The sequence below is a fragment of the Deltaproteobacteria bacterium genome (genome assembly GCA_019308925.1).
Lineage (GTDB): Bacteria > Desulfobacterota > B13-G15 > B13-G15 > RBG-16-54-18 > JAFDHG01.
In genome coordinates this window covers 1-12,507 of the sequence record JAFDHG010000066.1, presented here as the reverse complement: position 1 = coordinate 12,507, position 12,507 = coordinate 1, and the positions used below count along the sequence as shown (strand labels likewise).

The window sequence follows — 12,507 nt, the reverse complement described above, 5'->3', positions numbered from 1 at the left end:
TTGTCGTCTCTGGAAACTAAAATCGTCACAAAACAACTTATAAATTTAAAAAATGCAGGTGTCAACCAATGCCACAGCAATTTTTTCCTTGACTTTTCAGAAAGGTGTGATAAAAGATATAAAAAGACCTTAAGAAAGGTGAGGGATGAAGTTCAATAATTTCTTTTTCTTCTTTTTTGTTTTTACCAGGGCTCATCCATGCCCCTGAGCCCATCTGCATAGTGAAGGGAGCCATGGGTGAGCCAGATGGTCCCCATGGCTTTTTTGTCTCTGGATAAATAAGGCCATGGGAGCCAGATCCCATGGCCTTTTTGATTTTCTTGGCAAAGAAAGGAGCACAGTATGGCCATTTCTGAAAAGGTGAAGCTGATCATGGAGGAATCCTCTTGGGTAAGGAAGATGTTCGAAACAGCATCCCAGCTCAAGGTGAAATATGGTGAGGAGAACATCTTCGATTTCACGTTGGGAAATCCTGTGGAAGAGCCCCCTCCAGGATTTAAGGAGGCCTTAAAGGAGCTCGCCCTGCACCCCATCCCCGGGATGCATAGGTACATGCCCAACAGCGGCTACCCAGAGACCAGGAGGTTTGTAGCGCAGCAGCTCTCCGAAGAGACAGGGCTTTCCTTCACTGAGGACCATATAGTGATGACCATCGGGGCCGGCGGCGGGATGAACATCGCCCTCAAGGCCCTCCTGAACCAGGGGGATGAGGTGATCGTCCCCTCCCCCTACTTTGTCGAATTCCAGTTTTACATCGACAACCATGGTGGGGTCATGCGCCTGGTGAATACCACGAAGGACTTCTCCCTCGACCTGGAGGCCATCGAGGGGGCCATCACGGAGAGGACCAAGGTCGTCATCATCAACTCCCCCAACAACCCCACCGGGGTCGTCTATTCCGCGGATCTATTGCGTGAATTGGCCGACCTGCTGAGGGCCAAAAGCAGGGGGAGACAAACTCCCATCTATCTCATTGCAGATGAGGCCTATAAGACCATCATCTATGATGACCTCCCCTTCCCCGCTATCTTTGAGATCTATGAACCCTCCATCTCGGTGACTTCATACTCCAAGTCCCTCGGTGTACCTGGGGAGAGGATAGGGTATGTGGCAATCAACCCGCTCTTCCCGGGGGTAGAAGAGGTAATGGGGGCCTTGATCTTCCTCAACAGGACCCTGGGGTATATCAACGCCCCTGCCCTCATACAGAGGTTGGTACCCCTGGCCGGCGAGAACCATGTAGGCCCCAAAGAATATCAGAGGAAAAGGGACCTCCTCTATCAGGCCCTCGTTGAATGCGGCTATTCCGTGGTGAAACCCCAAGGGGCCTTCTACATGTTTCCCCAATCCCCCATCAAGGACGATCTGACCTTTGTGAAAGACCTCCAACAGAGCTTCCACATCCTGACCGTCCCAGGAAGGGGTTTTGGGAAGAAGGGCTATTTCCGCATCTCCTACTGCGTGGATATAAAGGTCATCGAGCAGGCCCTGCCGGGTTTTGCAGAAGCGGCGAAAAAATACGGGCTTCGCTAAGGCATTCAGGCAAGGCCCAACCGATTTAGGAGACCTCCCACATCTATATGCTGGGTGAATATCTGGGCGAGGAAATCCCTGTTCCCCTTCACACCTGCATAGTCCTTCAGGTAGGGAAAGGACCCCAGAAGGGGGACCTCGGTGAATTGGGAGATGACCTGGGGGTTGCTGGCCTCAGAAGGGTCCATATCCGGGGTTGCCTTGTTCATGATCAGGCCTACCACATCGAGGCCTTCCTGGGCACAGTAAAAGAGGGACAAGAGGCTATGGTTGATAGTCCCCAAGGAGGACCTGGCCACCAAGAGGAGGGGAAGATCCAACAGCTTGATGAGCTGGGGTAGAAGGGTCCCCTTGGCGACAGGGACCAGCAGTCCCCCCACCCCCTCTATTACCATGAATGCGTGACGGCCCTTCAGTTCCCTGTAGAGCCCCTCTATCCTGTGCAGATCTATCTCCACCCCCTCCCTCTGGGCAGCCACCCCTGGGGCAAGCGGGTCCTTAAAACAATAGGGGTTGATCAGGGCTAGGTCGTCCCTGACACCGGATACCTCCTTCAGATAGAGGGCATCTCTGGGGATAAGGGCGGACTCAAAGGAGGGGGCGCCGCTTTCCAGGGGTTTCATCACACCCACATCTATCCCTTGATCCTGCAGGGAGGTCACTAGGCCGGCGGCGATGATGGTCTTTCCCACCCCTGTATCGGTCCCTGTGACCACAATCCCCTCCCTCATAGACCCTCACTCACCCTTGCGGAAAAACTCCCTCACCATCTTAATGGCGCAGAACTTGCCACACATCGTGCAGACTTCATCCATTTGGGGCCTGCTTTGTTCCCGGTACCTCCTGGCCTTTTCAGGATCGATGGACAAGCTGATCTGCCGCTCCCAATCGAGGGCCTTTCTACCACGGGAGATCTCCTCATCCCTTTCCATTGCCCCCTTGCGGCCACGGGCAACATCGGCGGCATGGGCTGCTATACGTGTGGCGATCACCCCCTCCCGGACATCCTCAGGTGATGGGAGCTTTAGATGTTCGGCCGGGGTCACATAACAGAGGAAGTCCGCCCCATAATAGGCGGCCAGGGCCCCCCCAATGGCACACACGATATGATCGTAACCAGGGGCGATGTCGGTCACCAGTGGCCCCAGGACATAAAAGGGGGCACCCTTGCACAACTTCTTCTCCAAAACGACATTGGTCTCGATCTGATCCAGGGGGACGTGGCCAGGCCCCTCTATCATCACCTGCACCTCCGCCTCCCAGGCCCTCTCGGTTAGTTCCCCCAGCAAGAGGAGCTCTTGGATCTGGGGGCGGTCAGTGGCATCGGCGAGGCAGCCAGGCCGAAGCCCATCCCCGAGGCTCAGGGTCACATCATACCTTTTGGCTATCTCCAAGAGACGATCGAAGTGTTCATAAAGGGGGTTTTCTTGCTCATTATAGATCATCCACGTGGTAAGAAAGGCCCCTCCCCTGCTGACGATATCCGTTATCCTCCGCTGGGCCTTGAGCCTCTCCAAAGCGTTCAGGGTAACCCCACAGTGGACAGTGATAAAATCCACCCCGTCCTTGGCATGTCTCTCGATGACGTCGAAGATGTCGTCAGGGGTCATAAAGACAATCCCGCCCTTGCGTTCTGCCACCTCAATGGCGGCCTGGTAGATGGGGACCGTTCCCACCGGCAGGGGTGACCTCTCCAGGATGAGCCTCCGGATGTAATCAATATCTCCCCCTGTACTCAGGTCCATGACGGTGTCGGCACCGGCCTCCATTGCCAGCTCCAGTTTCTGAAGCTCTTCTGCGGGATCGGCGTGGTCTGAGGATGTCCCGATGTTGGCGTTTACCTTGACAGTCAATCCCTCCCCAATCCCCTTGGGTCGAAGCCCTCGGTGGGCCCTGTTGGCGGGGATGACCACCTTCCCTTCGGCCACCCACCCCATGAGCGCCTGAAGTTCCATCCCCTCCTCACGGGCCACCTCCTCTATTTCAGGGGTAACCTCCCCTTTCCTTGCCTTAGCGAACTGAGTCTCTATCATATTTTCTCCTGGGAATTCCCAATTATTTTATTGTTACTTTGCGTCAGGGGGCAAGGCCCCCTGAAACCCCCAACAAGGAACTTCCTCCTATCTTCATGGGAGTTTTGAGGGGCGTCGCCCCTTCAAAACCCTATTTATCTCAATGACCCTCTGGGCTACCTCCCCTGGGTCTCTGCCCAGGACCCTGATCATGGACTCCTTCCCCCACCCCCCCTCATCATAGACCACATCCGGCACCTCCCCTGCCTCGGCCAAGACCTTCCCCACACCCCACGCCAGCGAAAGCCCCTCCTGCTGCCTGACCTCCTGCGGCTCCTCCGCCCGGTCGAAACCGAGGATATGCAGCCCCCCTTCTTGACAGGCCTGCAGAATAGGGGGGGAGAACCTTATGTTCATGGCTGAGCGGCAGGAGAAATCATGCCTCATGACGGTCAGGATGACGGAGGCGATATGCTGGGAAGTGCCAAATTCAGGGGCGTTAGCCGTCGCAATGGTACCTTTTAACCGGATTATCCTACCGGGAAAGGCAGCCACGTCCCCTTTTTCTTGGGCAAAGGGAAGGGCATAGCCGAGATTGGAAGAGACCTCGGGGATGAGCTCTTCTATCCCCTCCTCACCTTTCAACCGGGCAAAGGCCTCCTTTAAGGCCCTGATCACTTCGTACCTCTCCCCTTCCTTGGCAAGATAGGCATGCGGATTGGCGAACCTCCTCCCTTTCCCGACTGCAAAGGCCGCCTTGATACTCATGAGGGTCAAAGATCTACCCCGCTGCACGGCCTCCTGTAGAGAGGCCCCTTTGGCCAACTCCGTGGCGATGGCCGCAGAAAGCACACACCCCGTCCCATGGGCTTCAGCCACAGCCGTCCTCTCCGAGCTGAATTCCGTGAATCCTGACCCATCAAAGAGGATGTCCACCGGGTCTCCCTCCAGATGCCCTCCCTTCACCAGGACGGCCTCGACACCAAATCCGCGGATCCGGCGGGCAGCCTCCTTCATCCCCTTTACTGTCCTCACCTCCATGCCTGCCAGCGCTGCGGCCTCGGGGAGGTTGGGGGTCACCAAAAGGGCCCTGGGGAGCAATCCCTCCCTCAACGCCTCCCGTCCATCCTCACTCAAGAGGGCGCTGCCATCCTTGGCCACCATAATGGGGTCAACTACCAGCCTCTCCATCCGATATTCGGCCAATTTTCCCGCCACCAGTTTCACCACCTCGGCATCCCAGAGCATCCCCGTCTTTGCGCCGTCGACCCCCATATCGGAAAAGATGGCATCCATCTGCGCCTCGATAAAGGGGAGGGGTACCGGATATATTGATTGAACTCCCAAGCTGTCCTGGGCGGTGAGGGCGGTGATCACGCTCATCCCATGTCCTCCTAAGATGGCGATGGTCTTCAGGTCTGCTTGGACCCCGGCACCGCCCCCTGTATCAGAGCCCGCGATGGTCAAAACCCTTTTCATCGCTCCTTCTCGAGCCTTTCGGCAATCAAGGCGGCGGCCTTCTTTCCGGACAGCAGCATCCCCCCGAAGATAGGCCCCATCCTGTAGGCACCGAAGGTGGCGTTGGCGGACATTCCCGCCACAACTACCCCGGGAAAGACCTCTTTTGTGTTCTCCAAGGTCTTGTTCTCCGCCACCTCCGCCCAGAGGGACTTCTCCCCCATGATACCTCCCGTGGGGGTAAGGAGATCGGCGTCTACCTTGCGCTCAATGACCTTGACCACCTCTGTATCGTGCCCTGTGGCATCGATTACGTACTTACTTCTGACGGTTAAAGGGTCCACATGGAGTCCGGCCATCTGAACCGCCGTCCAGTTCAAGACCAGACCGACCACCCTCTCATGGCGCACCATTACATCCTCTACACTCATCAGATTAAATATCTTTGCGCCCACCTGGGCAGTCTTGGAGCAGATGGTCGAGGTGGACTCCACGGCATCGGCCGTGTAATAGCCATCTTCGTACCACTCAGTCCTGATATTGAACTCATCCAAGACCCTCTTGCCCTCCTCCTGCACCACTATCTCATTGAACATCATCCCCCCGCCCCACATCCCCCCTCCGATGCTCAGTTTCCGTTCAAAGAGGGAGACCCTATAGCCATCCCTGGCCAGGTAGTACGCCGCTACCAGCCCTGCCGGGCCTCCTCCGACAATTGCTACGTCAACCTCTAATGAGGCGCTGAACTTTTGCAAAAATCTCTCGATGATGGCCCGGGAAATGATAACCTCGTCTATAGCCATAATACCAACACCCCTTTCAAATTAAAGGCCGTACATTCCATCTCGGAATATACGGCCCGTTTTTAAAACCTCCGCCGCTTCCCTACGCTGGAATTACCCATACAGGTTCAAAGGGTTATCCCGTCTCCGGGATTTCTCAGCCCTTGCAAGCTCCCCCTGGCGATAACTATTTAGTTTTTATCTCTAATTTTATAATAAACCTTCCAAGAAAGAATGTCAATGAAAAACCGCCTTCGAACCTTGACATTTACCCCCCCTTGCTATAATAATCGTCTTAAAAGGCATGAGAATGCTGAAAAACAGAGAGATAATTCTGGGTGTTACCGGAGGGATTGCCGCCTACAAGTCGGTGGAACTCCTCCGTGAGATGATCACAAGGGGGGCGAACGTCCATGTGGTGATGACACAAAATGCCCAACAGTTCGTCTCCCCCCTCACCTTCCAGACCCTTTCGGGCAACCCTGTCCTGCATGAGATGTTCCGCCTCCTTATGGGCTCTAAGATCGGACATGTGGCCCTTGCCGATATCGCCGACCTCATGGTGATCGCCCCAGCCACGGCGAACATCCTGGGGAAGATAGCCAATGGCATCGCTGATGACCTCCTCAGCACCATGGTCATGGCCATGAAGGTCCCTGTACTCTTCGCCCCTTCTATGAATGTAAACATGTGGCAGAGCAGCTTTGTGCAAAATAACGTGGAGAGGCTCAAGGCCCATGGGTATCAGTTTATAGGGCCGGCAGAGGGGGACCTGGCCTGCGGGAGTGTGGGTAGAGGAAGGTTGACCGATATCGCAGAGATCATCGAAAAGATTGATGATATCTTTACCAAAAAGGACCTCCAAGGCCAGCGCATCTTGGTCACGGCCGGCCCCACGTTAGAACCGATCGACCCGGTCAGGTATATCACCAATCGCTCCACGGGTAAGATGGGGCTTGCCTTGGCGAAGATGGCCCGCAGGAGAGGGGCAGAGGTGACCTTGATCACCGGGCCCAACTACCTCTCTCTGCCCCGAAGGGATATCCCGCAGATCGTGGTCCACTCTGCTACAGAGATGCGTGAGGCCGTGATAAAACAGTATAAAGACTGCCATATCGTAATCATGGCCGCGGCCGTGGCCGATTTCCGCCCTAAAGATACCCTGGAGGGGAAGATCAAAAAGAGGGAAAACGGGACCTATGTCTTGGAGTTGGAGAAAAATCCCGACATCCTGAAAGAGATGGGAGAAAATAAGGGCGACCATATCCTAGTGGGTTTCGCCGCCGAGACCAGCGAGCTCATGGAAAATGCCGAGGCAAAGTTGAGGGAGAAAAACCTCGACCTCATCGTGGCCAACGACGTAACACAACCTGGGGCGGGTTTTGGGGTAGATACAAATATCGTCAAGATCCTAGATGCCCGCGGAAGGACCAGAAAACTCCCCCTCATGGGCAAGGAAGAGGTGGCTAATATAGTCTTGGATCAAGTGGTAAGATTGGTTAAGAAAAAGCAAAAGGATCTACCCTGGCCTCGCAACTGGTGAGACGGATTAGGCCATCCCCCATGTCAATTCAGCCCCTGCTAGTTCCTTCTTCAATTTTTTCAGGGCCTCGACCTCAATTTGTCTCACACGTTCCCGGGAGAGGCGGAATTTATCCCCCAGCTCCTGCAGGGTCATGGGATCCTCGGCCATAATCCGATGGCGGATGATAAACCTCTCTCTCTCGTTCAGTTTGCCCAGGACATCCTCAACTTTTTCTCTGAGGGCCTCACCTTCTTCCCTGTCACCCAGGATCTCCTCTTGATCAGAGGAGAGATCGGGCAAAAGTTCCAAAAAGGTGACCCCCTGATCAACTTCCAGCTTGGCGTCCAGGGAGAGATCCCGCCCGGCAAACCGTTCTTGCATCTCCTCAATGTCTGAACATCGCACATTGAGCTTTTGGGCCAACTCCAGGAGTTTCTCTTCTTTATGTTCCTCATCAGCAAGGCCCTTGATCTTCCCCATCTTATAGAAGAGCTTCTTTTGAATCTGGGTGGTCCCGATCTTTACCAAGCTCCAGGATCTTATGATGAAGTTCTGGATATAGGCCCTTATCCACCAGATGGCATAGGAGATAAATCTGTAACCCTTATGGGGGTTAAACCTCTTTAAGGCCATCATCAGGCCCACGTTTCCCTCCTGAATCAGGTCCAGGAGTTTTATCCCGTAGCCCCTGTACTCCAAGGCTACCTTGACAGCAAACCTGAGATTGGAGGTAATGAGTTTGTGGGCGGCCTCCATATCATTCTTCTCCTTATACCTTATTGCCAGATCAAACTCCTGCTCTGGACTCAAAATGGGATATTGGTTGATTTGAGCCAGATAATGGCTGAGGTTATCACTTAAGACAGGCAGATTATTGTTCATGGTCATCAACCCCCAAGATTATTAGCACTCGTTTTAAACGAGTGCTAATAAAATAACAAGAAAACAAACCCTTGGCAAACCTAAAAAACACTAAATTAAGATGAATAAAAGAAAAATTTAGCAAATATCTCTTTAATTTGGCATAAAACTTAAAATATCTTTTTTTATTTATTCTATTCCCCTGAATCCTGAAGGCCTCTCTTTAAAGTCCTAGGTCTTGGGGCTTACATAGGAGACAAAGACTTCTGTCTTTGGTTAGATAAACATGGGGATTTATCTATTAGGACAATTGTCTAACTCCAAAATAGATCATGACAAGGCCCTGGTAACAATCTCTGCCACATCCAAAACCTCTAATGTATCCTCCAGCTCCTCTGCCTTAATCGCATCATCCAGCATCTTGGCACATTGTGGACAGGCAACAGCTATGACCTGGGCCCCAGTATCAAGGGCTTGCCTTACCCGAACTCTACTGGGGCTGTCCTCACCCCCACCCAGGATATCAGTAAAGAAATTCCCTCCTCCACCTCCACAGCAGAAGGCATTTTGCCTACTTTGATCCATCTCGATCAGCTCAACTCCAGGAATAGAGCCCAAGACCTTTCGTGGGGCCTCATACTCCCCATTATGTCTCCCTAAATAACAGGGATCGTGATAGGTTACCCTGGCCTTGTATTCAGTTAATGGTAGCTTTTGAGACTGAATCAATGAGGCCAGCATCTGAGTATAATGACAGATCTCAAATTCCCCCCCAAGGCCTGGATAATCCTTTTTAAAGGCATTAAAGGCATGTGGATCTAAGGTGATGATCTTTTTAACCCCAAGCTCTTTAAATAAAGCGATATTCTGTTCAGCCAGAAACTGAAACAGGCCTGCCTCACCAAGGGCTCTTACCTCATTTCCGTCACAACCCTCTCTACTGCCAAGGATCCCTAGAGAGACTCCAGCCTTGGTGAGAAGATTCCCCACCGCCCTGGCAATCTTTTTCCCTCTCTCATCATAGGAACCAACACAACCAACATAGAAGAGATACTCCTGACCATCATAGGCTTCAATAGGGGTGCCTTCTGACCATTTCCCCCTCTCACCGGCTGGCTCCTTATAGGGATTACCATTACTATAAATGTTTTTCAGGTAATCTCTTACAACAGGCGGTATCACCCCTCTATTTACCATCTCCTCCCTGGCTGCGATAAAGATATTGACCAGATCATCACTGAAGGTAAATACACACTGTTCAACGCAGTTGGCACACGTAGCGCAGGAGAAGAGGATTTCCTGAAACCGCTCGCTGTTTTGTATCTCATCATTGAGCCATGCCCTTATCAACCACATCCTGCCTCCAGGGGCATAGGTCTCGAACCTAAATTTCCGGTACGATGGGCAGTTAAAATCGGCATAATCACCCGTAAGTTTACAGTAACCACACCTAAAACACCTGTGAACAATCTCCTCATATTTCATCCACATTGACCTCCCAGTTCCCAGGATTCATAATTCCATTGGGATCTAAGTCTTTCTTTATCATCTTTATGAGATTACGTGTATTGGGATCCATCCGCTCAATGGCCATTCTCTGTTCATCTATTGTTGGTTTCCAAAAGACTCCGCCACTTGCCAGGGCATATTCGCTGGCCTCATGCAATGCCTCTTTAGTTCTATCCATCATATCACGATCTGCCCGATTGAACGTAAAGGAAAACGCAAACATCATAGAGTGCCCCCTTCCAATGACCCTGGCAGTCACATTGTACTTAAGAGCGTACCGCGTGGCCAGCTCCTCCAATTTCCGGGCGCATTCCGGATACCGCTCAACCACTATGATCGGCCCGGAATATTCAAATCCACCACCTTTTGTTACATCAGCAAACGTGCTGGCACTCTTCTGGGGCATCTCCAGGAATGTTTCCTTCATCGCCGGCGCAACGGACATAAAACCACCATCTTTGCTCTTTATGAACCTATCGAGTGCATCGAAAATCATCTTTTTCTTAAACTCAAGTTCCTCATCTGTATCACCGGTTACACATATGACTATGTGGTGGTTATCTTTGAATATCATGGGTAATGGCTGGGCGAAGATGTTTATATCCTCTACCATCTCTGTATGGGTAAGCTCATAGATAATATCTGGGACAAGGTCTTCTCTATCTGTCACAAATATTTCTACATCTCTCATCCGCTTTTTGGGATAGAGCTTAAGCGCCACTTTGCTAATGATACCGGTAGCACCAAACCATCCCAGAAATAATCCGGATAGATCTGGAAGTGGTGCCCCTTTTGAAAACCACTCCGGAGATAGAGAGCAAGACCCAATCTTGCAGATATCACCCGACGGTAAGACAATTTCTAATCCAGCAACCATGTCGGAATTGAAGCCATACTGTTGTGATAGTCTTCCCTGACCGTGTATCATCACATTCGCCGCTATGGTTGCTGTTGCAGGAGAATCAGGGATACTGTGTCGTAATCTAGGATACCTTTTTTCTAAGTATGCCTTCAATAAACCATGTGAGGTCCCTCCTTCAACGATGACATATCGTGCCTTTTCGTTGACCTCAATGATCTTATTCATCCTTTTCATATCGATTACTATTCCCCCTTTCAGGGGAATGACCAGGCCGCTTAAAGACATACCTGCCCCCATCGGGACGATCGGTATTTTCTCCTTGTTTGCAAGCCTCACTATCCTTTGTATCTCCTCTACGGTCTTCGGCAAAACCACATAGTCTGGTTTATGGGCAGGCATCAAACCAGGGTCTCGTGCATAAAAATAGGCCTCTTCAGGTTGACTGGAGACATATTTTTCCCCCACTACCTCAGCAAGTGAAAGGGTGACATCCTTCATATCATACTACCTCCATTTCCGGTTTTTCGCCTATGGCCATCCTGCAAAGGTCAATGATGTGGATTGGCTTTATCCCTCTTTTGGCGACCTTAGTGGCCAAGGCATTTAGACATGCTGGGCAGTTAAATACACAATACTCTGCACCATGCCCTACCATGTCATCTATATTCCTCTTCTGTACGTCATTCGCGAGCTCATAACCATACATCATTCTAAATATACTTCCGCAACACAGGGCATTTTCTCCTTGATATGTTCTCTCGACCAGATCAACACCTATCAATTCCATTATATCCCCTACAAAATGATGTGTGTCAGGGCAAAGTCGAGATGAGCATGGCCTCTGGTAGGCCACTTTACTTTTTAAAGGCCTTATCTCATCACCTAATTCTTGCAATCTATTATACAAATATTCAAAGTAATGAATGGGTTTAAAAGGTACTTCTATACCATATGCTGGTGCAAGTGAGGTGAATGAGCCATAACACTCGTCATGTAGACACACAACCTCTTGGACACCCAGTTTCCTAAAATTATCGATCACCAGGGGGAGCCTCTCCTTTATTATCGAGGTATTGGCAAAATGTATATAAACAACATTACAGAAGAATTCTTGACCAAAAACATACGAGGGCATAACATCATCAAAGAGCCTCCCCTGAACTAATTCCAAGAATTCAGGCATAAAACCGAAGGACAATATCTTTTCCTTAATCTCTCCCAGCTTATATTTTCCCCGAGGTTCTCCTATATTGATCCACTGTTTAGTAATGGCCCTCGGTGCGGTAAGGATACCCTTTTCCTCTCTCCGTTCGGTAATTAAATAGAAGGGATGATTCCCTCTTTTGCAATATTCCTCACATCCGTAACATGTCACACAATCTTGTAAAACAAAAGAGTCCCCTCCTTTAATTATCTTCATCATCTCCTTTCTTGCCTCATCTATCTCCAAATCCAGATACTGACACTTAACGAGACAGTCACAGGTTGGACAGGTTTTGCAAAGGTTTTCATCAAATTTTAGCGTAAACATATTATCCCCTTGTAGCTGGTTCAGGCACCCTTCTTCTTATCCATGCTCAAACAATCTTAAACCTGAAATTTTACAGACTCACTTTTAAAAGGGTACCCATCCATCTTATCTTCTTCGCGGGTAGGCAGCGATCACCAGTATTTCGGTCTTTTCCTTCGTGTGGTTCTTGAGGGAATGGGTAGCCCCTGCAGGGATCCAAATTGCATCCCCTTCTTTGACCTCTCTCTCTTCCTCACCCACCTTCATTACTCCAGCGCCCTTGAGGATGAAATATATCTCCTCCACCGGATCTATATGCTCCTCAATCACGTTCCCAGACGGGAGGAAGGCATAGGCCAGGAACTCCACCCCTTGTAGGAAGCTGCTGTCCATAACCATCCTGGCCACTGCTCCACCATGAGCGATGTAGGTGGTCTTAAGTACCTCAGGACTAT

Annotated in this window: 11 protein-coding genes and 1 riboswitch; of the genes, 2 read left to right on the top strand and 9 right to left on the bottom strand. The window is 51.1% G+C overall.

The annotated features are described in order from the left end of the window. Positions 1 to 342 precede the first annotated feature (342 nt). Positions 343 to 1,533, top strand: a complete 1,191-nt coding sequence (locus JRI46_10375) for a pyridoxal phosphate-dependent aminotransferase (GenBank protein ID MBW2039974.1) — start codon at positions 343 to 345, stop codon at positions 1,531 to 1,533. Between the two features lie 5 nt (positions 1,534 to 1,538). Here the strand turns inward: JRI46_10375 and bioD are convergent, their stop codons facing one another. The 4 genes from bioD to JRI46_10355 form a co-directional block, all read right to left on the bottom strand. Further along, entirely contained in the window at positions 1,539 to 2,264 is a 726-nt protein-coding gene (gene bioD / locus JRI46_10370; GenBank protein ID MBW2039973.1) for a dethiobiotin synthase, read from the bottom strand. Between the two features lie 6 nt (positions 2,265 to 2,270). Next, positions 2,271 to 3,566 (bottom strand): phosphomethylpyrimidine synthase ThiC, encoded by a 1,296-nt coding sequence (gene thiC / locus JRI46_10365; GenBank protein ID MBW2039972.1) that lies wholly within the window; start codon positions 3,564 to 3,566, stop codon positions 2,271 to 2,273. Positions 3,567 to 3,659: 93 nt separating this feature from the next. Then, positions 3,660 to 5,024 (bottom strand): bifunctional hydroxymethylpyrimidine kinase/phosphomethylpyrimidine kinase, encoded by a 1,365-nt coding sequence (thiD, locus tag JRI46_10360; GenBank protein ID MBW2039971.1) that lies wholly within the window; start codon positions 5,022 to 5,024, stop codon positions 3,660 to 3,662. Then, positions 5,021 to 5,806 carry a thiazole biosynthesis protein gene (locus JRI46_10355; GenBank protein ID MBW2039970.1) on the bottom strand — a complete coding sequence of 262 codons (786 nt, stop codon included), beginning with the start codon at positions 5,804 to 5,806 and terminating at the stop codon, positions 5,021 to 5,023. Before JRI46_10355 ends, thiD begins: the two co-directional genes overlap by 4 nt. A 62-nt stretch (positions 5,807 to 5,868) precedes the next feature. Next, positions 5,869 to 5,974, bottom strand: a riboswitch (TPP riboswitch). A 121-nt stretch (positions 5,975 to 6,095) separates the two neighbouring features. Between JRI46_10355 and coaBC the strand changes: the two genes are divergently transcribed. After that, positions 6,096 to 7,328 (top strand): bifunctional phosphopantothenoylcysteine decarboxylase/phosphopantothenate--cysteine ligase CoaBC, encoded by a 1,233-nt coding sequence (gene coaBC / locus JRI46_10350; protein MBW2039969.1) that lies wholly within the window; start codon positions 6,096 to 6,098, stop codon positions 7,326 to 7,328. Between the two features lie 6 nt (positions 7,329 to 7,334). Here coaBC and rpoH read toward each other — a convergent pair whose 3' ends face one another. The 5 genes from rpoH to JRI46_10325 all read right to left on the bottom strand — a co-directional run. Further along, positions 7,335 to 8,192, bottom strand: coding sequence for an RNA polymerase sigma factor RpoH (rpoH, locus tag JRI46_10345; protein ID MBW2039968.1), 858 nt, complete (start codon positions 8,190 to 8,192; stop codon positions 7,335 to 7,337). 309 nt (positions 8,193 to 8,501) lie between these two features. Continuing rightward, on the bottom strand, positions 8,502 to 9,656 hold the full coding sequence (locus JRI46_10340; GenBank protein MBW2039967.1) for a (Fe-S)-binding protein: 1,155 nt from the start codon (positions 9,654 to 9,656) through the stop codon (positions 8,502 to 8,504). Further along, positions 9,646 to 11,040 carry an FAD-binding oxidoreductase gene (locus JRI46_10335; GenBank protein ID MBW2039966.1) on the bottom strand — a complete coding sequence of 465 codons (1,395 nt, stop codon included), beginning with the start codon at positions 11,038 to 11,040 and terminating at the stop codon, positions 9,646 to 9,648. Before JRI46_10335 ends, JRI46_10340 begins: the two co-directional genes overlap by 11 nt. Position 11,041: 1 nt before the next feature. Next, positions 11,042 to 12,073, bottom strand: a complete 1,032-nt coding sequence (locus JRI46_10330; protein ID MBW2039965.1) for a (Fe-S)-binding protein — start codon at positions 12,071 to 12,073, stop codon at positions 11,042 to 11,044. 105 nt (positions 12,074 to 12,178) lie between these two features. Continuing rightward, positions 12,179 to 12,507 (bottom strand): cupin domain-containing protein (locus tag JRI46_10325; GenBank protein MBW2039964.1); only part of this gene is annotated, 329 nt, incomplete at its 5' end.

Excerpts from the sequence above, each read along its gene's own strand:
- JRI46_10375 (MBW2039974.1), top strand. The coding sequence starts at position 343 with ATGGCCATTTCTGAAAAGGTGAAGCTGATCATGGAGGAATCCTCTTGG.
- bioD (MBW2039973.1), bottom strand. The coding sequence starts at position 2,264 with ATGAGGGAGGGGATTGTGGTCACAGGGACCGATACAGGGGTGGGAAAG.
- thiC (MBW2039972.1), bottom strand. The coding sequence starts at position 3,566 with ATGATAGAGACTCAGTTCGCTAAGGCAAGGAAAGGGGAGGTTACCCCT.
- thiD (MBW2039971.1), bottom strand. The coding sequence starts at position 5,024 with ATGAAAAGGGTTTTGACCATCGCGGGCTCTGATACAGGGGGCGGTGCC.
- JRI46_10355 (MBW2039970.1), bottom strand. The coding sequence starts at position 5,806 with ATGGCTATAGACGAGGTTATCATTTCCCGGGCCATCATCGAGAGATTT.
- coaBC (MBW2039969.1), top strand. The coding sequence starts at position 6,096 with ATGCTGAAAAACAGAGAGATAATTCTGGGTGTTACCGGAGGGATTGCC.
- rpoH (MBW2039968.1), bottom strand. The coding sequence starts at position 8,192 with ATGAACAATAATCTGCCTGTCTTAAGTGATAACCTCAGCCATTATCTG.
- JRI46_10340 (MBW2039967.1), bottom strand. The coding sequence starts at position 9,656 with ATGAAATATGAGGAGATTGTTCACAGGTGTTTTAGGTGTGGTTACTGT.
- JRI46_10335 (MBW2039966.1), bottom strand. The coding sequence starts at position 11,040 with ATGAAGGATGTCACCCTTTCACTTGCTGAGGTAGTGGGGGAAAAATAT.
- JRI46_10330 (MBW2039965.1), bottom strand. The coding sequence starts at position 12,073 with ATGTTTACGCTAAAATTTGATGAAAACCTTTGCAAAACCTGTCCAACC.